Source organism: Escherichia sp. E4385, from assembly GCF_963883145.1.
Taxonomy (GTDB): domain Bacteria; phylum Pseudomonadota; class Gammaproteobacteria; order Enterobacterales; family Enterobacteriaceae; genus Escherichia.
The window spans coordinates 189,771-214,892 of record NZ_CAWOOJ010000014.1; the positions used below are offsets into that span (position 1 = coordinate 189,771).

The window sequence follows — 25,122 nt, forward strand, 5'->3', positions numbered from 1 at the left end:
AGGATTATTTCAAGTCGGGTAAGTCGTTGTATAAGCCCTGTTTAATTCCCGCTAATGGAATAAGGTTATTAACCGCAGCGGCATAATTCACTGCGGCGACCCAGCCATCATAATTGGCATTTATTTCAGCCGATTGCGCCTGAAAGACATCTTGCTCGACGGTTAATAGATCATTCAGGCTGCGTTTACCCAATTTATATTCATTTTGGTACACATCTCTCGTTTTGTGCGCACTTTCAGATTGCGCTAACCCAGCCTCTTCACGACCCCGTGCGCCAGTCCAGTTGGCATACGCCACCGACGCTCGTTGAAGCACGTCCAGTTTTGCCTGCTCAACCTGCGAAGCAGAGATTTTTTGTTGCCCTTCGGCCTGTTGCACCTGGGCTGAAACCGCGCCGCCCTGATACAGCGGCGCGTTGACGTTCAGTTGTAACTGATCATCCCAATACGAGCGGTCGCTGGTCTGGTAGCGCGTTTTGCCGCCCTGAATACTGAGCGTAGGCCAGTATTGCGATTTGGTTTTCTCCACGCCGTACTGGGCAGACTGGCGTAAGTTTTCTGCCGCCAGTACCAGCGGGATGGACTGATAGTCGATATTTTTTAGCGACACTGGCTGTTCGGCTAATGCGGCTGGCGGCGAAGCTATCGCCTCCGGCTGTACGCCTGTGAGCACCGCCAGCTGTGCTTTGGCGCTTGTCATCTGTGCCTGATATTGTTCCAGCGTCGAGCGCATTCCCGCTATACGCGTTTGCGCCTGTAACTCATCGGATGATGAATTAAGCCCGGCGTTGGCGCGTAGTGCGGCCATGTTGTAGACGTTTTCCAGAGAGTGAATGTTACGTTGCGCTGCGTCGCACAAAGCCTGATAACGACTGACTTCCATATAGGTCGTCGCCGTCTTTTCGGCTACGTCGGTTAAGGTTGCCATCAATTTAAAGCGGTAGCTGTCACGAGCAGCAGTTTGCAGTTTGATATCGTTACTGGTTTTACCAAAGTCATACACCAGCTGCGTCAGGGTTATGCCATAAGAAACGTTGTTATCCAGCCTGCCGCTGGAGTCCGTTTGCCGGGAAGGCCCCGCATTACCCGTTAAACCGATGTGCGGATACCAGGCGCTTTTGGCTTCATCGATTTGCGCTTCACCAATACCTATCTGCGCCGCCTGTTGGGTGACGTCGGGGTTTCGCGCAAAGGCACGCAATATGCTTTCCTGTAACGATAAACTGGCAACCGGCGTAACCGCAGGAGCATTGGCCCATTGCGGTAATGGCGCAGCAAGCGCGTCTCCACCCATCACAATAAAACTGATTAAAAATATCAGACCTTTATTTTTACGGTTTTTTAATTGTAATCGTGCCATAGATAAGTCACTTCCTTCCAGGTCATTATTTTAACTGATCTTTATAACCAGCATCATTTTATTTAAGAAGGGTAATAACTTGTGCATCTCTTTTGTTTTTACTTCCCCCATTAAAAGAAATGCAGTGAAAAAGCTTATACGTTATTTATTAAGAATACACTACGGCTTTTAGTTTACCATCATCCTCGTTAAGAATAATCCACGATAAGAAGTGATAGAAATCACAGTTTTATCGTCTATATATCTTTTTGGTGTGAATTATTTATTAAAAGCATAAGCAAGGGATTAAATTAAGGATAAAAAATAAAAGCGCAGTGCAGAAAGCACTGCGCACAAGAAGGTTTATACCGTTTTATTCCGTTTCATTACCATTGCCACAATAAGGCTTAGTAATAGTGCGCCTATAATCCACATCAGCGCACTGCTGCCCTGGGACCACAGGCTGTAAATAAAACCGATGATCACCAACAACATAACCAGCGTGCCAACGATGAGGATTGGCAACGAGGCGTGGATATCATGACGCAGGCGGATAGCGACCATAAACACCGCCAGGTAACAGACCAAAAAAGTGGCACTGGCGACGCTGGCGAGCGAGCCTAAATTCAACGCCGCCGTCATCAGCATGATCAACACCACCACGATGATGTTGCCCCATGTGCTCTGCCGCCACAGGGATTTATTCATTAGCTTCGGCAGTTCATGCTCGCTGCCCATGTTGTCCATGATATTAAATACCGCGAACAGGTTAGCGTTAATGGCTGAAGCCGTCGCCAGTAAAGCGCCGATCACCACAATCACATACCCCACATGCCCGAGCAGCGGAGAAGCGGCCTGCGCTACCGCGGTATCGGCATATTTTTCTAACTCTAATGCCGAAACATCGCTAAGCAGTACCAGCGCTAGTGCGATGTAAAGCAGCGTAGTAACGCCAATCGCCACCAGAAACGCCCGTGGCATAATGACCGCCGGATCTTTTACTTTATCCGCCGCGTTCGCCATCATGCCAAAGCCCGCGTAGGCAAGGAAGGTAATCCCGATACAAGAGAAGAACGCGCCGGAAGAGGGGGGCGCGGAGACAGAAATGTGCGCAGGTTGTAGCGACCAGACACCCGCAATGATCAACAACAACAGGATCATCATTTTGATGCCAACAAGGATAACTTCCAGTCGACCTACCGCGTGGTTGCTTAAAGAGTTGAAGAGAGTCATCAGCGCAATGATAGCCAGCGCGTACAGCAAAATAAGATGCTCATCCTGGCTGCCTTCATGCAGAAACTGCACGGCATAAGCACCAAATGCGCGGGCAACCATAGCAATACTCACCGCCAGCGTCATCAGGTAAAGCAAGGATAATGCCAGTGAAAAGACGCCGTTCCCTAATCCCCGGCGAAAGAAGTCAATAATCCCGCCATTACTGGGATAACTCGCCCCAAGTCGCGCATAGGCATAACCGGAAAACATCGCCACTATGCCGCCAAAGGCAAAGGCGACCCAGGTTGAGGCTTCCATTAACAACGCCGCCTGCCCCAGCAGGGCAAAGATCCCTGCCCCCACCATTGCCCCGATGCCAATGGAAACGACGTTCCATAGCCCGAGGGGCTTGTTACCGTTATCACCTTCCGCGTTCATCATGATCAGCCCTTAAACACGTTATAGCCGAGTTGGTTAGCAACAGATGCCACCATTTTCTGACCCCGAACACTATTACCGTCTTCATCCAGCGGCGGGGAGAACGCGGCAATCCCCATCACGCCAGGTACTACCGCCAGAATGCCGCCGCCAACGCCGCTTTTTCCTGGCAAACCAACGCGATACGCCCAGTCACCGGAACGACCATACAGCCCTTCCATCATCATTTCGGCCAGAATGTATGGCACGTTGTCGGCCTGCAGAATGCGTTTTTGACTTAGCGGATTAACACCGCCCGCCGCCAGCGTCGCGCCAAGCGTCGCCAGTTCCACGGTATTGATGAGCGTGGAACATTGGCGAGTGTAGACATCACAGGCTTCCATCGCATCGCAATAGAGATATCCGGCGGAGTACAGCAGCCAGGCAATAGCGCGGTTATGGAAGTTGGTTGTTTGTTCCGACTGGTTGACTTCGTCAGAGAGCGCGACTTGTTCTCCTGCAAGCTGTTGTTGAATATGTAAAATTCGCTGCCAGCGTTGTTCTGCATTCTCGGCTTTAATCAGACTGACGGCGGCGATAGCCCCCGCATTAACCAGCGGTGATAACGGTTTGCCACCATGAAGCTCTAAGGCAATGACCGAGTTAAAGGGAAGTCCGGTGGGATCTGCGCCAATTTTATCTTGTACAGCCCGCGGGCCGACATCTTCTAACGCGAGGGCTAACGTACAGACTTTGGAGATGGATTCCAGCGCAAAGCGGTAATCACTGTCACCGGCACTATAGATATTGCCATCGCAGGTTACGATAGCGACGCTCGCCAGTTGGCTGGGGACATTCGCCAGAAAGGGGATGTAGTCGGCGTTTTGTCCGCCGCTAAGTGAGTGAAATTGGGTATACGCCTGATCCACTGCTTGTTGTAGTTTGTTTGCATCTAACATCTTTTGTTAACTCCTTTTTATAGATGCGGGAGGTATTTCCTCACCCCGATGCCAGTTTTCAGGCATCCTGATTTAACTTAGCACCCGTACTTTAGATAAAGGAAAACAAAGAGATAAATGTCTAATTCTGATGCTAATTGCGCCAATTTTTTAATCTCTGCCGACTTTTCATTTCGCTGATAAATAATTTCTTGACCTTCCCCTTGCTGGAAGGTTTACCCTTTATCACAGTCAGTCAACACTGTCTTAAAGGAGTACGTTATGTCACAAACTATCGACCTGACCCTGGACGGCCTGTCCTGCGGTCACTGCGTTAAACGCGTGAAAGAAAGTCTCGAACAGCGCCCGGACGTTGAGCAGGCGGATGTGTCTGTCACTGAAGCACACGTTACCGGCACTGCCAGTGCAGAACAGCTGATCGAAACCATCAAACAAGCGGGTTATGACGCATCTGTAAGCCACCCAAAGGCTAAACCGCTGGCGGAGTCATCAATCCCGTCGGAAGCACTGACAGCGGTTTCTGATGAGCTTCCGGCAGCGACCGCCGATGACGATGACAGCCAGCAGTTGCTGCTGAGCGGCATGAGCTGCGCCAGCTGTGTCACCCGCGTACAAAATGCGCTGCAAAGCGTACCGGGCGTCACCCAGGCACGGGTAAACCTGGCGGAGCGTACTGCGCTGGTGATGGGCAGTGCCTCCCCACAAGATTTAGTCCAGGCGGTGGAAAAAGCGGGCTACGGTGCGGAAGCGATTGAAGATGACGCGAAACGCCGTGAGCGCCAGCAGGAAACCGCCGTCGCTACGATGAAGCGCTTCCGCTGGCAGGCGATTGTCGCACTGGCGGTGGGTATCCCGGTGATGGTCTGGGGGATGATCGGCGATAACATGATGGTCACCCCCGATAACCGCAGCCTGTGGTTAGTTATCGGCCTGATAACCCTGGCGGTAATGGTTTTCGCCGGCGGCCATTTTTACCGCAGTGCATGGAAAAGCCTGCTAAACGGTGCGGCGACGATGGATACGCTGGTGGCGCTGGGTACGGGTGTGGCGTGGCTCTATTCGATGAGCGTCAACCTGTGGCCGCAGTGGTTCCCAATGGAAGCGCGACATCTTTATTACGAAGCCAGCGCGATGATTATCGGTCTGATCAATCTCGGTCATATGCTGGAAGCGCGCGCACGTCAGCGTTCTTCTAAGGCGCTGGAGAAATTACTCGATTTAACGCCGCCAACGGCACGACTGGTTACTGACGAAGGTGAAAAAAGCGTGCCGCTGGCGGAAGTTCAGCCAGGCATGCTACTGCGCCTGACGACGGGCGACCGCGTGCCGGTAGATGGTGAAATTACCCAAGGCGAAGCGTGGCTGGATGAAGCGATGCTGACGGGCGAACCTATCCCGCAGCAAAAGGGCGAAGGCGATAGCGTCCATGCCGGGACAGTGGTTCAGGACGGTAGCGTGCTGTTTCGTGCCAGTGCGGTTGGCAGCCATACCACGCTGTCGCGGATTATTCGTATGGTGCGCCAGGCCCAGAGCAGTAAGCCAGAAATCGGTCAGCTGGCGGATAAAATCTCTGCCGTATTTGTGCCGGTAGTGGTGGTTATTGCGCTGATCAGTGCGGCAATCTGGTATTTCTTTGGTCCGGCACCGCAGATTGTCTATACCCTGGTGATTGCCACCACGGTGCTGATTATCGCCTGTCCGTGTGCGCTGGGGCTGGCGACGCCGATGTCGATTATTTCCGGCGTCGGGCGGGCGGCTGAGTTTGGTGTGCTGGTGCGGGACGCCGACGCACTGCAACGCGCCAGTACGCTTGATACCGTCGTGTTCGATAAAACCGGGACGCTGACCGAAGGGAAGCCGCAGGTTGTCGCGGTAAAAACATTTGCTGATGTTGATGAAGCGCAGGCATTGCGTCTGGCGGCGGCGCTGGAGCAAGGTTCCAGCCATCCGCTGGCTCGAGCGATCCTCGATAAAGCAGGCGATATGCAGCTACCGCAGGTCAACGGTTTCCGCACATTGCGCGGGCTGGGCGTGAGCGGTGAAGCAGAAGGTCATGCGTTATTGCTGGGTAATCAGGCGTTGCTAAATGACCAGCAAGTCGATACTAAAGCGATTGAAGCAGATATTTCAGCTCAGGCATCGCAAGGCGCAACGCCTGTGCTGCTGGCGGTTGACGGGAAAGCGGTGGCCTTACTGGCAGTACGCGATCCGTTGCGTAATGATAGCGTGGCGGCGCTGCAACGTCTGCATAAAGCGGGATATCGTCTGGTGATGTTGACCGGGGATAACCCAACCACCGCCAAAGCAATCGCCAAAGAAGCTGGAATTGATGAAGTGATTGCCGGGGTGCTGCCGGACGGTAAAGCCGAAGCGATCAAACGTCTGCAAAGTGAAGGACGTCAGGTGGCAATGGTGGGCGACGGCATTAACGACGCGCCAGCGCTGGCCCAGGCGGATGTCGGTATTGCGATGGGGGGCGGCAGTGATGTTGCCATTGAAACCGCGGCGATTACCCTGATGCGCCATAGCCTTATGGGTGTTGCGGATGCGCTCGCGATTTCCCGTGCAACGCTGCGCAACATGAAGCAGAACCTGCTCGGCGCGTTTATCTACAACAGTATCGGTATTCCGGTCGCCGCCGGTATTTTGTGGCCATTCACTGGAACACTGCTTAACCCGGTAGTCGCCGGAGCGGCAATGGCGCTCTCGTCGATTACCGTAGTGAGTAACGCCAACCGGTTGCTGCGGTTTAAACCGAAGGAATGATTGGTATTTACTTAATGCGTTTGTGAGATCCAGTTCTTGTTGCGCTCCTTTTATGAGTAATGCCATATAAAGTGACTGGCGCAGGGAGCGCGCAGGGGGCGGCCAATCGCCGCCGCCCCCTGCACCCCCGGGCTCTGGCGAACAAAATCGCCGCTGCGCGGTACCCTCAGCTTATCCCTTGCGGCTACCGGGTCGGGCGCGAGGTAACATCCCTGTAAAACGCGCCCTCAGCCCACATCCATGTGGGCTGCCCCGGCCTTCAGGGAACGCCTCGGCGATTTTGACGCCACCAACACCCGTGCAGTCTTTCGTTTCAAAGCAAAAACAATTTTTCGATCATATTTAAGCTACCACTGAACAAGCCTCATAACTCTATTTGCGCCATCCCTCCCCGCGCGCTAGCATGATATTTCACAAAGGGAGGTCGTATGGATCTGTTGTACCGGGTAAAAACGCTTTGGGCCGCGCTGCGCGGTAATCATTACACCTGGCCTGCCATCGATATAACCCTCCCCGGCAATCGCCATTTTCATCTGATTGGCAGTATTCATATGGGGAGTCACGATATGGCTCCCCTGCCCCCCCGTTTGCTCAAAAAGCTCAAAAACGCCGATGCGCTGATCGTCGAGGCGGATGTTTCCACCAGCGATACCCCATTCGCCAATTTGCCCGCCTGCGAGGCGCTGGAAGAGCGTATCAGCGAGGAGCAATTGCAAAACCTGCAACATATCAGCCAGGAGATGGGCATTTCCCCTTCGCTGTTTTCTACCCAACCGTTGTGGCAAATCGCGATGGTTCTTCAGGCGACACAGGCGCAAAAACTGGGGCTGCGGGCAGAATATGGTATCGATTACCAGCTATTGCAGGTGGCGAAGCAACAACATAAACCCGTGATTGAACTGGAAGGGGCAGAAAACCAGATTGCCATGTTGCTCCAGCTTCCCGACAAAGGACAGGCGCTGCTGGACGATACGCTGACCCACTGGCATACCAACGCACGGTTGCTGCAACAAATGATGAGCTGGTGGCTGAATGCACCGCCACAAAATAATGAAATAACGCTGCCCAATACGTTCAGTCAGTCGCTGTACGATGTCCTGATGCACCAGAGAAATCTCGCCTGGCGGGATAAACTGCATGCCATGCCGCCAGGGCGCTATGTGGTCGCGGTCGGTGCTTTACATCTGTATGGAGAAGGAAATTTGCCGCAAATGTTGCGCTAAAAAAATGGCCAATATCGCTATTGGCCCGTCAAAGAGGAATTTCATATTTTTATTATTATGCCGTCGCTTTAAACGACGGTGTAAGTCGATTGTCGCTCAATCTCACCATCCTGCCAATACTCTTAGGCAAGATGGCACTTTTTTTTGGACCACCATCAGGCGTATGCTTGCTTCGTTTTTTTGTTTAAGGCAGGAAAATTACGATGACACCGGCAGTTAAATTACTCGAAAAAAACAAAATTTCTTTTCAGGTTCATACCTACGAACACGATCCGGCAGAAACCAATTTTGGCGATGAAGTCGTCAAAAAATTAGGTTTGAATCCGGATCAGGTCTACAAAACGCTGCTGGTCGCAGTGAATGGCGATATGAAACACCTTGCCGTGGCCGTCACGCCAGTCGCAGGTCAATTAGATCTCAAAAAAGTAGCAAAGGCGCTGGGTGCCAAGAAAGTAGAGATGGCCGATCCGATGGTCGCGCAGCGTTCAACGGGATATCTGGTTGGGGGAATTAGCCCGTTAGGGCAGAAAAAACGTCTGCCGACGATTATCGACGCCCCCGCACAAGAATTTGCCACTATTTATGTTTCCGGCGGTAAACGCGGGCTGGATATCGAACTGGCGGCAGGCGACTTGGCGAAGATCCTCGATGCTAAATTTGCTGATATCGCCCGTCGCGATTAAGCATTGTGCCGGATGTGAGCATCCGGCACTTTCAGATTACTGCCAGCTCACCTCACCTTTCGGTTCATAGACACTCACATCCAGCGGCGAGTTTTTCTGGATATACGCTTTCAGCACTTCGGCATCAATAAAGCCGGTATTCACATAGCCCGGTTTGTTATCAAGGTGCGGGTAACCATCACCGCCAGTAGCATTAAAGTTTAATGTTGCCATGCGGTAGGTTTTTGCCGGATCGACCGGTTCGCCTTTGATTTTCAGGTCGTTGAGTTTGCCGTCTTTCGCCACAAAGCTGACGTTGGCAAATTGCGGGTAGGCACCGGAATCCGGCTTCATCTGCGCGACGGCAGTCAGATAATCAATCGCCTCTTTACCGGTCATGTCGGCATACACCACCACATTGCCGAACGGCTGCACTTTCAGCACGTTTTTATAGCTGATATTGCCTGCCTCGATAGAATCACGAATCCCGCCTCCGCTCATCACCGCAAAGTCAGCACCAGTACGATCCATTTGGGCTGCCAGAATCAACCGCCCCATATTGGTCTGTACAAAACGCACTTTGTCACGATCGCCTTCCAGACGACCGTTGGTTTCGCCTATTTTCACTTCCAGCTGCGCTTTGCCTTTGTTCTGGAACGGCGATAACAGCGAGATCATTTGCTGATTCTCGGCGATTTCCGGGGTGTACAGCACACGCTCGCTTTTCCCGTCTTCCCAGGTGACTTTTTTCTTCAGGTTCACCGGAATCAGCTGGTAGTTGACCATTTTCATTTCGCCGTTGCGAAACTCAAAGTCGGCCCGACCAACGTACTTGCCCCACTCATGCGCTTGTACAATCCAGATGCCGTTTTGTTGATCCGGTTTGCATGGCGTACCAGGAACGTAATCTACCTGCTTTTTATTTTCCGCAGCCATACAGACTGGATCTTGCGAATGTCCGCCGACAATCATCGCCAGCGATCCGGCAGGCAAACTGCGCGCCATCTCTACATCACCCGGCGCGTTAGAACCGTGCTCACCGTTGTCGTAATGCCCCATATGGGTCGCCGCGATAATAATGTCCGGCTTTTCTGTCTGTTGCAGCTCCTGGATCACCAGTTTGGCTTCGTCGGCAGGTTTACGGAATTCAATGTCGGTGAAGTTTTCTGGGTTACCTAATTTCGCTGTTTCATCAGTTGTTAAACCGATAACGGCGATTTTCAGATCCTGGCGTTTAAACAGCGCCCAGGGTTTAAACAGGCGCTCGCCGGTACTTTTTTGATAGATATTGGCAGAGAGCAACGGGAACTTTGCCCACTTTTCCTGCTGGCTTAATACGGTGAGCGGGTTATCAAATTCATGATTGCCAATCGCCATTGCATCATAGCCCACCAGATTCATGCCGCGAAAATCTGGCTCTGCGTCCTGTAAGTCAGACTCCGGCACACCGGTATTAATGTCGCCACCAGAAAGTAGCAGCACGCTCCCGCCTTCAGCGGCGACCTCTTTACGAATACCGTCCACCAGCGTTTTTTGTGCCGCCAGACCGTATTCGCCATATTCATTGCGCCAGAAATGACCGTGATGGTCGTTGGTATGCAGAACCGTAATTTTATAGGTTTTATCCTGCTCATAGGCCAACGCAGTTTCACTCGCCAGTGACAATGTGGTTAACAGTGCTAATGCCACACCCCGCTGCAATAATTTCATACTTCTCTCCCTGACCAGATAATAACGTGTTGAAAATTAGTATGACGCGACATCATAGACAAGTCTGCGTTCGGTTACGATAAATCTACATCCAGATTGGAAATTCTGTTTTCCACATTGAGACTTCCTTCAATCAGCGCATACAGGTATGTTAGTCGGGTAATAATCACAAATAAGATCATTCTTTACATCGCAACCCTAAAAAAGTGACTTTCCTATGGCAATGAGTGAACAAACCCAGCCTGTGGCGGGCGCGGCTGCATCGACCACTAAGGCTCACACATCGTTTGGCATTTTAGGCGCTATCAGCCTTTCGCATCTGCTGAACGACATGATCCAATCGCTGATTCTGGCGATTTATCCGCTATTACAGTCAGAGTTTTCCCTGACATTTATGCAGATTGGGCTGATAACCCTCACCTTCCAGCTCGCCTCTTCGCTGCTGCAACCAGTGGTCGGTTACTGGACAGATAAATACCCAATGCCGTGGTCGTTGCCAATTGGCATGTGCTTTACCTTAAGCGGCCTGGTGCTGCTGGCGCTGGCGGGCAGTTTTGGCTCGGTGTTGCTGGCGGCGGCGCTGGTCGGTACCGGTTCGTCGGTATTTCATCCAGAATCTTCCCGCGTGGCACGTATGGCGTCTGGCGGACGTCATGGTCTGGCGCAATCCATCTTCCAGGTCGGCGGTAACTTTGGCAGTTCGTTGGGGCCTTTGCTGGCGGCGGTACTCATCGCCCCCTATGGCAAAGGCAACGTTGCGTGGTTTGTACTGGCGGCACTGCTGGCAATCGTGGTGTTGGCGCAAATCAGCCGCTGGTACTCTGCGCAGCACCGAATGAGTAAAGGCAAGCCGAAAGCGCCAATAATCAATCCGCTGCCACGAAATAAGGTCGTGCTGGCTGTTTGCGTACTGTTAGTGCTGATTTTCTCGAAATATTTCTATATGGCGAGCATCAGCAGCTATTACACCTTTTATCTGATGGAAAAATTCGGATTATCCATCCAGAATGCCCAACTTCATCTGTTTGCCTTCCTGTTTGCCGTTGCGGCGGGGACGGTGATTGGCGGGCCTGTTGGCGATAAGATTGGTCGAAAATATGTAATTTGGGGCTCTATCCTCGGCGTTGCACCTTTTACGCTTATTTTACCGTACGCAAGCCTGCACTGGACGGGGGTTTTGACGGTGATTATTGGATTTATCCTCGCCTCTGCGTTTTCTGCCATTCTGGTTTATGCGCAAGAGCTGTTGCCGGGGCGTATCGGCATGGTTTCCGGGCTCTTTTTCGGTTTTGCTTTTGGCATGGGTGGCCTTGGAGCCGCAGTTCTGGGGCTTATTGCCGACCATACCAGTATCGAGTTAGTTTATAAAATCTGTGCTTTCCTGCCGCTTCTTGGCATGTTGACCATATTCTTACCTGATAATCGGCATAAATCCTGAATTCCCGGCAGCCAAAGGTAAACTTTGGCTGCTTCATTTTGCAGTAACCATAAGCCTTTCCTCTTCATACACCTCATCACTTTTCCGATCCGTGCCTTTTTTGCGGCTAATTCCATTTTTCTGCAAAATTCAATAATTATTCATAAACATCATCTATGAAATTGTCATAAACTATTACCTGTAATTTTGGTTTTCCCGGCCAAAATATGGACAACCACCACCAGGAAAAGGAGACGGAATGCATCACGCCACCCCGCTTATCACCACAATTGTTGGCGGCCTTGTGCTTGCCTTTATCCTCGGCATGCTGGCCAATAAACTGCGTATTTCTCCTCTGGTGGGATATCTGTTAGCGGGTGTGCTGGCAGGCCCCTTTACCCCAGGTTTTGTTGCCGATACAAAACTTGCGCCTGAACTGGCGGAACTGGGCGTTATTCTGTTGATGTTCGGCGTCGGCCTGCATTTTTCACTCAAGGATTTGATGGCGGTAAAGTCTATCGCCATTCCCGGCGCAATTGCCCAGATAGCCGTGGCGACGTTGCTGGGTATGGCTCTTTCTGCCGTGATCGGCTGGTCGTTGATGACCGGCATCGTGTTCGGCCTGTGTCTTTCCACCGCCAGTACCGTGGTGTTACTGCGCGCACTTGAAGAACGGCAGTTGATAGACAGCCAGCGAGGGCAAATCGCCATTGGCTGGCTGATTGTGGAAGACCTGGTGATGGTCCTGACGCTGGTGTTGCTGCCAGCGGTAGCCGGAATGCTGGAACAGGGCGATGTGGGCTTTGCGACGCTGGCGCTGGATATGAGTATCACCATCGGCAAAGTCGTCGCGTTTATTGCCATTATGATGTTGGTAGGTCGCCGTCTGGTGCCGTGGATTATGGCACGTAGCGCGGCAACGGGTTCGCGCGAGCTGTTTACCTTGTCGGTGCTGGCGCTGGCGTTAGGGATTGCTTTTGGCGCGGTGGAGCTGTTTGACGTCTCCTTTGCACTCGGCGCGTTCTTTGCCGGGATGGTGCTGAATGAGTCCGAACTTAGCCACCGTGCCGCCCACGATACACTGCCATTACGTGATGCGTTTGCAGTGTTGTTCTTCGTCTCTGTCGGGATGTTGTTTGATCCGTTAATCCTGATTCAGCAGCCGTTGGCAGTGCTGGCTACGCTGGCGATTATTCTGTTTGGTAAATCGGTCGCGGCGCTTTTCCTCGTCCGGTTGTTTGGTCACTCCCAGCGCACGGCGTTAACCATCGCCGCCAGCCTGGCGCAAATTGGTGAGTTCGCCTTTATTCTGGCGGGTCTGGGGATGGCGTTGAATCTGCTGCCGCAGGCGGGGCAAAACCTGGTGCTGGCGGGGGCGATTTTGTCGATTATGCTCAACCCGGTGCTGTTCGCGCTGCTGGAGAAATACCTGGCGAAAACCGAAACGCTGGAAGAACAGACGCTGGAGGAAGCTATCGAAGAAGAGAAGCAGATTCCGGTTGATATCTGCAACCATGCGCTGCTGGTAGGTTATGGTCGTGTGGGCAGCCTGCTGGGGGAGAAATTGCTCGCATCTGATATTCCTTTAGTGGTGATTGAGACGTCACGTACTCGCGTCGACGAACTGCGTGAGCGCGGAGTCCGGGCGGTATTAGGCAACGCGGCTAACGAAGAGATCATGCAACTGGCGCATCTGGAATGCGCAAAATGGCTGATCCTGACGATTCCCAACGGTTACGAAGCCGGCGAGATTGTGGCGTCTGCTCGCGCGAAAAACCCGGATATTGAGATTATCGCCCGCGCCCATTATGACGACGAGGTGGCGTATATCACCGAACGTGGCGCGAATCAGGTGGTGATGGGCGAGCGTGAAATTGCCCGCACCATGCTGGAACTGCTGGAAACGCCACCGGCGGGTGAAGTGGTGACGGGGTAAACGGTGATTACCGGATAATAGGCGCGGATATGTAGGCCTGATAAGACGCGGCCAGCGTCGCATCAGGCATCGAGCGCCAAATGCCAGATGCGGCGTGAACGCCTTATCTGGCCTACGAACCGACGATAACTTAACGATCCCAGTAAGATTCTTCCAGGCTGTCTTCACGCTCCGGCAGCCCGCGCGTTAAGCGTGGAGAATGCTGGTTCAGTACCTGATAGCTCACACGGTTGGCGTATTTACACACCTGCGCTAATGACGAATACGTCAGCCAGGTGAATTTATGTTTGCTGGAATTTGGTACGTTGCTACGGTGATAACTGTTAGCGGTAATGTCATGCAACAGCGCCGCCAGCGCCCCATCTCCGGCACCGTTGGTGTTCATGATTTTTTCTGGTCCGCCCATATACGGCGCAATGTGCGAATAGACGCGCAGCGGATTCTGGCAATCCTTGTGGCGCATAGCGCGGCTAAACTCATACTGGTTAAATTCCGCGATAGCGCCCGGCAGCAGCGGATGCTGGGTTTTGCGTTTCGCTTCGTCTTCAGTAAAGCCCGCCATATACAAACCGATTGGCCCGGCGGTACACAGCACCAGATCCACCCAGTCCAGCGCCTTGTCAGACGCCAGCAGCGGATCGCTCTCTCCGGTCAACGCTTCGGCTTCTTCTTCGTTCATCGCAAGGATGGAAACGTGTTCTTTGAGGAATTGCTGCCACCACTGCGGATTCTCGGCGATGACAAATTTAGTCCCCAGCGTCAGCACCACCGGCACGTTATATTTCTTCGCGTACTCAATGGCTTTCATGGTCGCTTCCGGCATCGGTTCGCCCGGCTTGCAGCGCACCAGATATGAGGTGAGTACCAGCGCCGACGCTCCGGCAATCACATCTTCCGGAATGCTTTCTGCCCGTAGCTGGTTCATGTGGCCAGGGCTAATGGCAAAAGTGCGTTCGCCAGACTCACCAATCAGCGTAAAGCAGCGTCCAATCGGGCCGTCTACGCCTTGCAGATAATTAAGATCGGTACGGCTGGAGGTATTACACAAATAGCGATAGGCGTAGCTGCCAATTTCAATATTGCTGCACATCACGCCCAGTAGTACCGAGCGGTCATCCGCCAGTACCGAGTAGTTATGCATGGTGTTACCAATAGTGCCACCCGCAAACTGATGGGTAATCAGGTTTTTCTCTTTAAGTTCCTGATAGAGTGCTTCGGCAACATCATCTTCAATCACCAGTGAATGCCCGGCGCTTAATCCATAACGCTCAATAAATTCATCATCCACTTTTGCTTCAATATCTACCAACGTCTGGTCGATACCCACCACCCAGGCAGCGCTGGTTTCGTTTTCTGGCTGGATTTGCTGCAACAGCGGATCGCGTGCGTTTACAGGGAAGTAATGTTTGGATTTACGTTTACCGGGAAATTTCATGGTTGTTTTTACGGGTGGTTAACTGAGCGGCGAATGTTAACACAATCTCACGGGAACGCGCGAGATGCAGCCAGTTTCAATATCAGCAGACGAGATCGCATTATCATGGCAGAGCTTCCTTACAATGGCGTAATTTGAAAGGAGTTTTTCTATGAAGATGGAAAACAAATTACCCGCACTGGAACTGATTTCTGCCGAAATGAGGGCCGTTGTTAATACGCTTCAGCCTGATTTACCGCCCTGGCCCGCAGAAGGAACACTTGCCGAGCAGCGTCAGCATTACACGCTCGAGCGGCGATTCTGGAATGCGGGCGCTCCAGAAATGGAAACCAGGGATTACGCAGTTCCGACAAAATATGGACAAGTGGAGGCCCGTTTATTTTGTCCAAATTCAGATAGCCCAGCGACGCTATTTTATCTTCACGGCGGTGGTTTTATTCTCGGCAATCTCGATACTCACGATCGCATCATGCGCCTGCTGGCAATCTACACTCAGTGTACGGTGATTGGCATTGATTACACCCTTTCGCCAGAAGCGCGTTTTCCGCAGGCGATAGAGGAAATCGTGGCCGCCTGTTGTCACTTCCACCAGCAGGCGGGCGATTATCAAATTAATATGTCACATATTGGCTTTGCCGGTGATTCCGCTGGCGCAATGCTGGCGCTCGCCAGCGCCTTGTGGCTGCGGGATAAACAGATCGATTGCGGTAAGGTTGTGGGCGTTTTGCTGTGGTATGGACTTTATGGGTTACGGGATTCCGTGACTCGTCGCCTGCTGGGCGGTACCTGGGATGGCTTAACGCAACAGGATTTACAGATGTATGAAGAGGCATATTTAGGCAGCGAAGCGGATCGCGAGTCGCCGTATTACTGCCTGTTTAATAATGATCTCACTCGAAATGTGCCGCCCTGTTATATCGCCGGAGCGGAGTTCGATCCGCTGCTGGATGACAGTCGCCTGCTTTACCAGACGTTAGCGGCGCATCAGCAACCTTGTGAGTTCAAACTCTACTCCGGTACGCTGCACGCCTTTTTGCATTATTCACGGATGATGAAAACCGCCGACGATGCTCTACGCGACGGTGCTCAATTCTTTAGCGATAGGCTGCAACAAGATTAGCCATCATTTCGATATGCTCCGGTGTAGCATTAAGCGCCGGAATATATTCGTATTTTTTCCCGCCAGCGCCGAGGAAGACTTCACGGTTTTGCTCGGCAATCTCTTCCAGCGTCTCCAGACAATCCGCAGCAAAGCCCGGACACACCACCTGAATATGACCGACACCTTTTTCTCCGAGCATTTTCAGCGTTTCGTCGGTATAAGGCATCAGCCAGGGTTCCCGACCAAAGCGCGACTGAAAGGTCATCATCACTTTTTCCGGTGCCATCCCCAGTGCGGAGGCCAGTTCGCGAGTCGTTGTGCGGCAACGCTGCGGGTAATCATCACCTTCATCCGCGTAACGCTGAGGAATGCCATGATAAGAGAGCAGCAGCAGATCCGGCTCGCCATGTTTTTCGAAAGAGGCCCGCACGCTGTTCGCCAGCGCATTAATGTAATCGTGGTTATCGGCGTAATCACGAATAAACGAAATCCCCGGAATGCTACGCTTGCGCGCGAGAATGCGTGCAAGTTCATCCCACACAGCGCCAACCGTAGAACAGGAGTATTGCGGATAGAGCGGCAGCACCACAATATGATCAACATGTTCTGCCAGTAGTTCATCGACGGCGCTTTCCAGTGATGGCGAGCCGTAGCTCATGCCCAGCGCCACTGGCGTTTCCGGTAAACGTTGTGCCAGCGCCTGCTGTTGCTGGCGGCTGTAAACCATCAGTGGCGAGCCGTCTTCCATCCAGACCGAGGCGTACAGCTTCGCCACGCGCGGTGAGCGCAGCGGCAAAATCACACCACGCAGCAACGGCCACCACAACAGCCGTGAGGTATCAACCACGCGTCTATCGCTTAAAAATTGTTTCAGATAGCGTTTTACCGCTTCAGGAGTGGGGGCATCGGGCGTCCCCAGGTTTGCCAGCAGGATACCGGTTTTAGTCTGACGCATTACCGCCTCTTATCGATTCAACTTGTTGATAATTGTAGCGGAAAAGTGAGGAAGAAGAACTAATTGCTGTGAGAGGCCTGGCCTGAGGAGGATACGCAGACCTGCCCGAGAGCAGATCTGCTGCGGCTTGATTAGCCGAGGATTTTTTCCAGAGCCGCGCGAACTTCAGCGACCGGTTTGGTGCCGTCAACTTTCGCGTATTTGGTGTTACCCGCTTCTGCTTCTTTGGAGTAGTAGCCAATCAGCGGTGCAGTCATCTGATGGTATTCAACCAGACGTTTACGCACGGTTTCTTCCTGATCGTCTTTACGAGTAGTCAGCTCTTCACCGGTCACGTCGTCTTTGCCTTCTACTTTCGGCGGATTGAATTTAACGTGATATACACGACCAGACGGCGCGTGAACGCGGCGGCCCACGATACGATCAACAATCAGTTCGTCCGGCACGTCGAATTCCAGAACGTAATCAACATTGATGCCCGCTTCTTTCATCGCGTCTGCCTGCGGAATGGTACGCGGGAAGCCGTCCAACAGGAAACCATTACGGCAATCTTCCTGAGCAATGCGCTCTTTAACCAGCGCGATCACCAGTTCATCGGTGACCAGTTTGCCAGCGTCCATAATGTCTTTAGCTTGTTTACCCAGCTCGGAGCCAGATTTGACTGCGGCACGCAGCATATCGCCAGTGGAGATTTGCGGAATACCATATTTCTCCATGATGAACTGAGCCTGAGTCCCTTTCCCCGCGCCCGGAGCGCCAAGCAGAATGATACGCATTGCGAAAATCCCCTTAAATTGTGTCGAATTTTTTGAAAAAGCGATAAACGATACCACCAACAGGCGATTGCCTCAAGAAAGGCGCCCGGGGCTGAAACGGTTAATGGTGAGATAATTTGCGGAAAGTGCAGAGGATGAAAAGAAAAATGCCGGATGACACGAAGGTCATCCGGCACCACATTCAGCTGTATGCCGGATAAAATTCATCCGGCATTACATCAGGAAACCAGTAACTGGTTCATACGACGAATAAACAGGTTCGGATCTTCCAGCGTACCGCGTTCTGCCAGCAGCGCCTGATCCAGCAGCAGTTCTACCCACTCGCTGAACTTGGCTTCATCTTCAGTATCTGCAGCACGTTTCACCAGTACGTGATCCGGGTTCAGTTCGAAGATGTATTTCACTTCTGGCACTTTCTGGCCCGCTGCGGCGAACAGTTTAGCCATCTGGGTGCTCATTTCGTCCGCGTCGGTAGAAACAATCGCTGGCGTATCGGTCAGACGGTGAGTCAGACGGACATCTTTCACGCGCTCGCCGAGCAGGGCTTTCACACGGTCGATGAATGGAGTCAGTGCTTTTTCCGCTTCCTTCGCACTTTCATCGACTTCATCAGCCAGTTTTTCCAGCGACTCGTCAACTTTAGACACTGACTGGAACGGTTTACCGTCGAACTCGGTCAGATAGTTCATCATCCACTCATCGATGCGGTCGGAAAGCAGCAGAACTTCGATGCCTTTCTTACGCAGCAGTTCCAGGTGCGGGCTGCTCTTCGCCGCCGCATAGCTGTCTGCGGTGATGTAGTAGATTTTCTCCTGCCCTTCTTTCATGCGGGAAACGTAGTCTTCCAGAGACACGGTCTGCGCAGAAGAATCTGTATGGGTAGACGCAAAACGCAGCAGTTTGGCGATCGCTTCCTGGTTAGCGAAATCTTCCGCCGGACCTTCTTTCAGTACCAGGCCAAACTGTTGCCAGAAGGTCTGGTATTTTTCCGCGTCGTCTTTCGCCAGTTTTTCCAGCATTTGCAGCACACGCTTGGTCAGCGCATTGCGCAGATTGCGGGTTACGGTGCTGTCCTGGAGGATTTCACGGGAAACGTTCAGCGGCAGATCGCTGGAGTCAATCAGACCACGCACGAAGCGCAGATAGTTCGGCATGAACTGTTCTGCGTCGTCCATGATGAACACACGCTGGACGTACAGTTTCAGGCCGTGTTTATGATCGCGGTTCCACATATCCCACGGTGCCTGCGACGGGATGTACAGCAGGCTGGTGTACTCCTGCTTACCTTCAACGCGGTTGTGGCTCCAGGTCAGCGGATCGTTAAAGTCGTGGGCGATGTGTTTGTAGAACTCTTTGTACTCTTCATCGGTGATTTCCGACTTGTTACGGGTCCACAGCGCCTGCGCTTTGTTGATTTTCTCCCAGGAGATAACGGTTTCGCCGTCTTTCTCTTCGCGTTTTTCGATCTCTACCGGCAGCGCGATATGGTCGGAGTATTTGCTGATGATGGAACGCACGCGCCAGTCATCGAGGAACTCGTCTTCGCCTTCACGCAGATGCAGGGTGATTTCAGTACCACGATCTTCTTTGGTGATGTCGGCAACGGTGTATTCACCTTCACCAGCCGATTCCCAGAACACGCCGTTTTCTGGTTTTTCGCCCGCCGCACGAGTACGCACGGTCACTTTATCGGCCACGATAAACGCAGAGTAGAAACCAACACCGAACTGACCGATCAGCTGGCTGTCTTTTGCCTGGTCAGAGCCCAGGGATTCGAGGAATGATTTGGTGCCGGATTTAGCGATAGTCCCCAGATGGTCAATCACTTCGTCGCGGGTCATCCCCACGCCGTTATCGGAGATGGTCAGCGTGCGCTTGTCTTTATCGAAAGAAACACGAACGCGCAGTTCGCCGTCACCTTCGTACAGATCCGGGTTAGAGAGCGCGCGGAAACGCAGCTTGTCCGCCGCATCGGAGGCGTTAGAGATAAGCTCACGCAGGAAGATTTCTTTATTGGAATACAGAGAATGGATCATCAGGTGCAGAAGCTGTTTCACTTCTGACTGAAAACCACGAGTTTCTTGTCCTTTCATGTAGGTCTACCTCAATAATGCCATTTTAAGGTTAAAAACAGGATGAGGGGTAAATGGGGACAAGGAAGGATAATTTCAAGCGAGAGCAGGTGATCCTGCTCTCGTTTGCTTAAAAACGAATCTTATGACGCCCGGCAAGGGAGTGTGACAGCGTGGTGCCATCGACCATTTCCAGCTCGCCGCCAACCGGTACGCCATGAGCGATACGGCTGGCTTCCACGTCATATTGCGCGCAAAGCTCGGCAATGTAGTTAGCGGTGGCTTCACCTTCGACCGTCGGGTTGGTGGCGAGGATCACTTCGGTGATTTTTTCTGCCGCCAGACGCTGTTCCAGGCGATCAAGTCCGATATCATCCGGGCCAATACCGTCCAGCGGTGACAGATGCCCCATCAACACAAAATAACGACCGGAAAACTGCCCCGTCTGCTCAATGGCGTAGATGTCCGCCGGACTCTCCACCACGCAGATTTGACCGTTTTCCTGACGACGCGGATTTGAACAGATGTTACAGACTTCCTGTTCAGTGAAGGTCCGACAATCGGCGCAGTGGCCGATTTCCGACATCGCCCGGGTGAGCGCCTGCGCCAGACGCATCCCGCCGCTACGATCGCGCTGAAGCAGCGTGAACGCCATACGCTGCGCCGACTTCGGGCCAACGCCCGGCAGACAGCGCAGTGCTTCCATAAGCTGTGTTAACAGCGGGCTGGTTTGCATCAGAACGGCATCTTAAAGCCTGGCGGCAGCTGCATTCCGGAGGAAACAGAGGCCATTTTTTCTTTCTGGGTTTCTTCGATGCGACGCGCTGCGTCGTTGAATGCCGCAGCGACCAAATCTTCCAGCATCTCTTTGTCGTCTTCCAGCAGGCTCGGGTCGATCTCTACGCGACGGCAGTTGTGAGCGCCATTGATGGTCACTTTCACCAGACCTGCGCCGGATTCGCCAGTCACTTCCAGCTTCGCGATTTCTTCCTGCATCTGCTGCATTTTTTCTTGCATCTGCTGGGCTTGCTTCATCAGGTTGCCCAGACCGCCTTTACCAAACATAGGTTTCTCTCTCAATCACGTTAAGGATGACGATCGTAAGCAGTGCTTACGATCAAATGGGGCGGATACTTTCTTCATCCAGCTCTGCATCAAAGAATCGACGCAGGGTCTGAATATTATTATCCGCAATAATGGACTCGCGCGCCTGCGCAAGTTTTTCTTCGTATATCGCCTGACGCCACTCCAGCGGCGTACGCACCGCGGGATTATCATCTTCAACGATAGTCAGTTCAACCGTTGAACCTTTTAACGTGCTCAACGCTTCAGCCAGTTTTTGCTGTGCGCCGCGGTTATTCAAATGCCGCTGAGAGGAGCGCAAATGCAGGCATACAGCGTTGTCGCTCTCCTCTTTCCAGGCATTTAACGCCACCTGCTCGACCAGTTTGGGTAGCGATAGTTGGCTCACCTGTGCCGCCCACGGGTCGCGCTCAATGGCTTCTGCCGCCAGCTTCGCCGCCAGTTCCGGCGTTTTTTCATGTTCCAGCGCTTTTTTTAGCGCCTTCGGCGTGGCGACCACTTCTTTTTGCTGCATCACTGGGGTGGTCGCCTTCCAGCGATACGCTTCTTTTTTGGCTGGCGCTTTTTCCAGCGCCGATGGCACAGGACGCGACTGAACGCGATCGGTGACCGAAGCCAGTCTTTCCAGCGCAGCGTTATTCACCGGCCGCGCGCGGGTAGCGGCTGCCGGTTCACTCTTTTTTGCTTTGGTTGCTCCCTGAGCGCGCTGCAGTTGCTGACGCGCCGCCAGCACCTGGCTGGTGGTTTCTGAGAGCGGTACAGTCGGTGCCTGCTGCGGCGCTGGTTGCGGTTGCGGCGGCACCTGGGTTGGCGTCATTACTGCCGTTGGCGCGACGGGCGCAAAGGACTGGCGTGGCACTTCTGGCTCAGGCAGCGGCATACGCGGATGGAACGCCAGCGCGCGCAGCAGTGTCATCTCAACGCCCATGCGGCGGTCCGGCGCATACGGTAATTCTTTGCGCCCAATCAACAGCGTTTGATAGTAAAGCTGAATATCCGTCGGCGGTATGGTGCGCGCAAGTTCACGCATCCGCAACTCGATGGCGGCCATGTCGTTGCCCAGCGCGGCAGGCGAAAGTTGTACCATCGCAATGCGGTGCAGAAGGCCGAGCATTTCCACCAACAACGCTTCCCACTCGATACCACGGGCAGCGGCTTCATTAATCAGCGCCATTACGCGCTCGCCGTTGGCCTCGACCATCGCTTCAACCAGCGACAGCGCCTGATCGTCGTCAAGCGTACCCAGCATCGCGCTTACTGACTGGGTCGAAACCTGGCCGTCGCCGCTGGCAATCGCCTGGTCGGTCAGACTTAAGGCGTCTCGCAGGCTGCCTTCAGCGGCGCGCGCCAGCAGTTGCAACGCACGTGGTTCGTGGGCGATATGTTCTTCGTTGAGGATGTGCTCAAGCTGATGGCGAATTTGCTCGACATCCAGCGCCTTGAGATGGAATTGCAGACAACGTGACAAAATCGTCACCGGCAATTTCTGCGGATCGGTCGTCGCCAGCAGAAACTTAACGTGCTCTGGCGGCTCTTCAAGGGTTTTTAACAGTGCGTTAAAGCTGTGACGCGACAGCATATGCACTTCGTCGATCAGATAGACTTTAAAACGACCACGCGCCGGAGCGTACTGAACGTTATCCAGCAGGTCGCGGGTATCTTCAACTTTAGTGCGCGAGGCGGCGTCGATTTCAATCAAATCGACAAAGCGCCCCTGCTCGATTTCACGGCAGTTATCGCATACGCCGCACGGCGTCGCGGTAATGCCGGTTTCGCAGTTTAGCCCCTTCGCCAGCAGTCGGGCGATAGAGGTTTTTCCGACGCCACGGGTGCCGGAAAAAAGATAAGCATGATGAATACGCCCTAACGACAAGCCGTTCGCCAGTGCGGTCAGCACATGTTCCTGGCCGACGACGTCAGCAAAGGTTTGTGGGCGCCATTTTCGGGCTAAGACCTGATAACTCATTGGCAGGCTCTGAAACGCTGGAAGGTGGATTCACGAAGGGGTAATGCTAACACAGCCCCGTCAGAACGGCGAGGCTGAATGTACAACTTGTGCTGCCCATGACGTGGGCTGGCGAAAATTAATGGCCCGGGAACGGGACAAGGCTATAACAGGTAATGCCCTGCTTTTCGAGGCGCTGTTCGCCGCCAAGATCGAACAGATTAATGATGAACGCAGCGTCAGTAACTTCACCACCTAAACGGCGGATCAGTTTAACCGTCGCTTCAATGGTGCCGCCAGTTGCCAGCAAATCATCAACCACCAGCACTTTGTCGCCAGGTTTAATGGCATCAACGTGGATTTCCAGCTTATCGGTGCCGTATTCCAGTTCATAAGATTCGTTGATAGTTTCGCGCGGCAGTTTGCCTGGTTTACGTACCGGCACAAAACCAACGCCCAGACCCAGTGCTACCGGAGCGCCGAACAAGAAGCCACGAGCTTCAGTGCCGACAACTTTGGTAATGCCCGCATTTTTGTAACGCTCAACCAGTAAATCGATGCTGAGAGCGTAAGCTTTCGGGTCTTCCAGTAAGCTGGTGACATCACGGAAAAGAATGCCGGGTTTCGGGTAGTCCTGAATGCTTTTGATGCTATTTTTGAGATACTCAAGCTGCTGTGCAGTCGCGGTCATAAGTGTATGCCTGCTTGTTACGGTGGTACTCACGGCGCGTTTTAAACGAGTCAAAAGTAACAGTTGTTTAACCTTTGACCGCCTGCGCCTGTGCTCGAAAACGCCAGAATGTACTGGCTGTGGGCGATAATTGCAACAGCGATTGTTGTGCTTTGCCGTTTTTATTGCTTTTCATCAATCACCGGGATTCGCCACATAAAAATCAGCAAACAGCCGAGGATCACCAATAACAGAATCCGCACCCACGTCATATGGACGAACCAAAGTGAAATAGCAAAAGTCAGTAAAATAATGAATATCGCCCGAGGCTTTGCACCGCGTGGCATCGCATGATATTTCTGCCAGAAGCGTAAATAGCTGCCAAACCATGAGCGGTACAGCAACCAGGCGTGGAAGCGCGGCGATGAACGGGCAAAGCACCAGGCGGCCAGTAGGATAAATGGCGTCGTCGGCAATACTGGTAATACCACGCCCAGCGTACCCAACACTACCGCCAGCCAGCCAATGATGATTAAAATGATTCGTTGCATATTATGTGTAGTCAGCATACAGAGTGGCTACTTTAGCATAACAATTATCATTTTCATTGAGGTCTTATCGTGAAAACTGCCCTGCTGCTGGAAAAACTGGAAGGTCAGCTCGCCACGCTGCGCCAGCGTTGTGCCCCGGTGGCGCAGTTCGCCACGTTAAGCGCCCGTTTCGACAGGCACCTTTTTCAGACCCGTGCGACAACGTTACAGGCGTACCTGGAAGAAGCGGAAGATAATTTGTCAGCGCTTCGCCATGCGGTTGAGCAACAGCAACTGCCGCAAGTCGCCTGGCTGGCAGAACATCTGGCGGCACAACTGGAAGCCATCGCGCGTGAAGCCGCAGCCTGGTCGCTACGCGAGTGGGATAGCGCACCACCAAAAATTGCCCGCTGGCAGCGTAAACGTATTCAGCATCAGGAGTTTGAACGACGGCTACGTGAAATGGTTGCCGAACGTAAAGCCCGTCTGGTGCGGGCGACCGATCTCGTGGAACAGCAAACGCTACATCGTGAAGTGGAAGCCTATGAAGCGCGCCTGGCGCGTTGCCGTCATGCGTTGGAAAAAATCGAAAACAGGTTAGCGCGTTTAACCCGCTAACAATGGAGAAAGTATGTCACTGGAAAATGCCCCTGACGATGTCAAACTGGCCGTCGATTTAATTGTGCTACTGGAAGAAAATCAAATCCCTGCCAGCACCGTGCTGCGCGCGCTGGATATTGTAAAGCGTGATTATGAAAAGAAATTAACGCGCGATGATGAGGCGCAAAGTGATAAATAAATGGGGCCGCTAAATGTCCCCTAAGATTGCGGGCAAACGCAAAACTGCCTGATGCGCTACGCTTATCAGGCCTACACCGCTCCTGCAATATATTGAATTTTCGCGGTTTCG

At 52.8% G+C, this 25,122-nt stretch carries 21 protein-coding genes and 1 other annotated feature; of the genes, 8 read left to right on the forward strand and 13 right to left on the reverse strand.

Translation table 11 applies throughout. From position 1 onward, the window contains the following. Window positions 1-4: 4 nt before the first annotated feature. From AACS80_RS15345 to glsA, 3 genes are all read right to left on the reverse strand, one after another. A complete protein-coding gene (locus AACS80_RS15345) occupies window positions 5-1,360 on the reverse strand; it encodes a TolC family outer membrane protein (protein WP_130215513.1) in 1,356 nt (451 codons plus the stop codon). Between the two features lie 342 nt (window positions 1,361-1,702). Then, window positions 1,703-2,995 carry an APC family permease gene (locus AACS80_RS15350; protein WP_135409626.1) on the reverse strand — a complete coding sequence of 431 codons (1,293 nt, stop codon included), beginning with the start codon at window positions 2,993-2,995 and terminating at the stop codon, window positions 1,703-1,705. Between the two features lie 2 nt (window positions 2,996-2,997). Next, on the reverse strand, window positions 2,998-3,930 hold the full coding sequence (glsA, locus tag AACS80_RS15355; RefSeq protein ID WP_130206327.1) for a glutaminase A: 933 nt from the start codon (window positions 3,928-3,930) through the stop codon (window positions 2,998-3,000). A gap of 261 nt (window positions 3,931-4,191) precedes the next feature. Between glsA and copA the strand changes: the two genes are divergently transcribed. The 3 genes from copA to ybaK all read left to right on the forward strand — a co-directional run bounded on the left by copA (window position 4,192) and on the right by ybaK (window position 8,602). Next, window positions 4,192-6,696: a copper-exporting P-type ATPase CopA gene (gene copA / locus AACS80_RS15360; protein ID WP_135409625.1), complete on the forward strand. Its 2,505-nt coding sequence runs from the start codon at window positions 4,192-4,194 to the stop codon at window positions 6,694-6,696. 428 nt (window positions 6,697-7,124) lie between these two features. Continuing rightward, complete coding sequence (locus AACS80_RS15365) at window positions 7,125-7,919, forward strand: TraB/GumN family protein (protein WP_138183862.1); 795 nt, start codon at window positions 7,125-7,127, stop codon at window positions 7,917-7,919. A gap of 203 nt (window positions 7,920-8,122) precedes the next feature. After that, the gene (gene ybaK / locus AACS80_RS15370; RefSeq protein ID WP_130260288.1) at window positions 8,123-8,602 is read left to right on the forward strand and encodes a Cys-tRNA(Pro)/Cys-tRNA(Cys) deacylase YbaK; all 480 of its coding nucleotides are present in this window, start codon (window positions 8,123-8,125) and stop codon (window positions 8,600-8,602) included. 36 nt (window positions 8,603-8,638) lie between these two features. On the opposite strand, the gene ushA is transcribed toward ybaK, so the two are convergent. Beyond that, on the reverse strand, window positions 8,639-10,291 hold the full coding sequence (gene ushA / locus AACS80_RS15375) for a bifunctional UDP-sugar hydrolase/5'-nucleotidase (protein ID WP_138183863.1): 1,653 nt from the start codon (window positions 10,289-10,291) through the stop codon (window positions 8,639-8,641). A gap of 217 nt (window positions 10,292-10,508) precedes the next feature. Here ushA and fsr point away from each other — a divergent pair, with 217 nt between their 5' ends. Both fsr and ybaL read left to right on the forward strand, forming a co-directional pair. Continuing rightward, entirely contained in the window at window positions 10,509-11,729 is a 1,221-nt protein-coding gene (gene fsr / locus AACS80_RS15380) for a fosmidomycin MFS transporter (RefSeq protein ID WP_135409623.1), read from the forward strand. A 238-nt stretch (window positions 11,730-11,967) separates the two neighbouring features. Then, window positions 11,968-13,644, forward strand: coding sequence for a YbaL family putative K(+) efflux transporter (ybaL, locus tag AACS80_RS15385; RefSeq protein WP_135494281.1), 1,677 nt, complete (start codon window positions 11,968-11,970; stop codon window positions 13,642-13,644). A 130-nt stretch (window positions 13,645-13,774) separates the two neighbouring features. On the opposite strand, the gene gsk is transcribed toward ybaL, so the two are convergent. Then, window positions 13,775-15,079, reverse strand: a complete 1,305-nt coding sequence (gsk, locus tag AACS80_RS15390) for an inosine/guanosine kinase (RefSeq protein WP_130206313.1) — start codon at window positions 15,077-15,079, stop codon at window positions 13,775-13,777. 151 nt (window positions 15,080-15,230) lie between these two features. Between gsk and aes the strand changes: the two genes are divergently transcribed. Continuing rightward, window positions 15,231-16,199, forward strand: coding sequence for an acetyl esterase (aes, locus tag AACS80_RS15395; protein WP_135409622.1), 969 nt, complete (start codon window positions 15,231-15,233; stop codon window positions 16,197-16,199). Here aes and hemH read toward each other — a convergent pair. From hemH to AACS80_RS15435, 8 genes are all read right to left on the reverse strand, one after another. Then, window positions 16,174-17,136, reverse strand: a complete 963-nt coding sequence (gene hemH / locus AACS80_RS15400; protein ID WP_135409621.1) for a ferrochelatase — start codon at window positions 17,134-17,136, stop codon at window positions 16,174-16,176. The genes aes and hemH overlap by 26 nt on opposite strands. Before the next feature lie 131 nt (window positions 17,137-17,267). Further along, complete coding sequence (gene adk / locus AACS80_RS15405; RefSeq protein WP_001313630.1) at window positions 17,268-17,912, reverse strand: adenylate kinase; 645 nt, start codon at window positions 17,910-17,912, stop codon at window positions 17,268-17,270. Between the two features lie 218 nt (window positions 17,913-18,130). Further along, window positions 18,131-20,005 carry a molecular chaperone HtpG gene (gene htpG, locus AACS80_RS15410; protein ID WP_000678201.1) on the reverse strand — a complete coding sequence of 625 codons (1,875 nt, stop codon included), beginning with the start codon at window positions 20,003-20,005 and terminating at the stop codon, window positions 18,131-18,133. Between the two features lie 109 nt (window positions 20,006-20,114). Next, entirely contained in the window at window positions 20,115-20,720 is a 606-nt protein-coding gene (gene recR / locus AACS80_RS15415; protein ID WP_130206305.1) for a recombination mediator RecR, read from the reverse strand. After that, window positions 20,720-21,049 (reverse strand): YbaB/EbfC family nucleoid-associated protein, encoded by a 330-nt coding sequence (locus AACS80_RS15420; RefSeq protein WP_001515903.1) that lies wholly within the window; start codon window positions 21,047-21,049, stop codon window positions 20,720-20,722. The genes recR and AACS80_RS15420 overlap by 1 nt, the downstream gene beginning before the upstream one ends. Before the next feature lie 52 nt (window positions 21,050-21,101). Then, the gene (gene dnaX / locus AACS80_RS15425) at window positions 21,102-23,033 is read right to left on the reverse strand and encodes a DNA polymerase III subunit gamma/tau (protein WP_130206303.1); all 1,932 of its coding nucleotides are present in this window, start codon (window positions 23,031-23,033) and stop codon (window positions 21,102-21,104) included. Then, window positions 21,705-21,769, reverse strand: a sequence feature (DnaX frameshifting element). (Overlaps the previous gene by 65 nt.) A gap of 118 nt (window positions 23,034-23,151) precedes the next feature. Beyond that, on the reverse strand, window positions 23,152-23,703 hold the full coding sequence (gene apt, locus AACS80_RS15430; protein WP_064529079.1) for an adenine phosphoribosyltransferase: 552 nt from the start codon (window positions 23,701-23,703) through the stop codon (window positions 23,152-23,154). Window positions 23,704-23,864: 161 nt separating this feature from the next. After that, on the reverse strand, window positions 23,865-24,233 hold the full coding sequence (locus AACS80_RS15435) for a DUF454 family protein (RefSeq protein WP_064529099.1): 369 nt from the start codon (window positions 24,231-24,233) through the stop codon (window positions 23,865-23,867). 69 nt (window positions 24,234-24,302) lie between these two features. On the opposite strand from AACS80_RS15435, the gene priC reads away from it, so the two are divergent. Both priC and rsmS read left to right on the forward strand, forming a co-directional pair. Continuing rightward, window positions 24,303-24,830, forward strand: a complete 528-nt coding sequence (gene priC / locus AACS80_RS15440) for a primosomal replication protein N'' (protein ID WP_135409619.1) — start codon at window positions 24,303-24,305, stop codon at window positions 24,828-24,830. A 13-nt stretch (window positions 24,831-24,843) separates the two neighbouring features. Next, the gene (gene rsmS, locus AACS80_RS15445) at window positions 24,844-25,011 is read left to right on the forward strand and encodes a pleiotropic regulatory protein RsmS (protein WP_130206299.1); all 168 of its coding nucleotides are present in this window, start codon (window positions 24,844-24,846) and stop codon (window positions 25,009-25,011) included. Window positions 25,012-25,122: the final 111 nt, after the last annotated feature.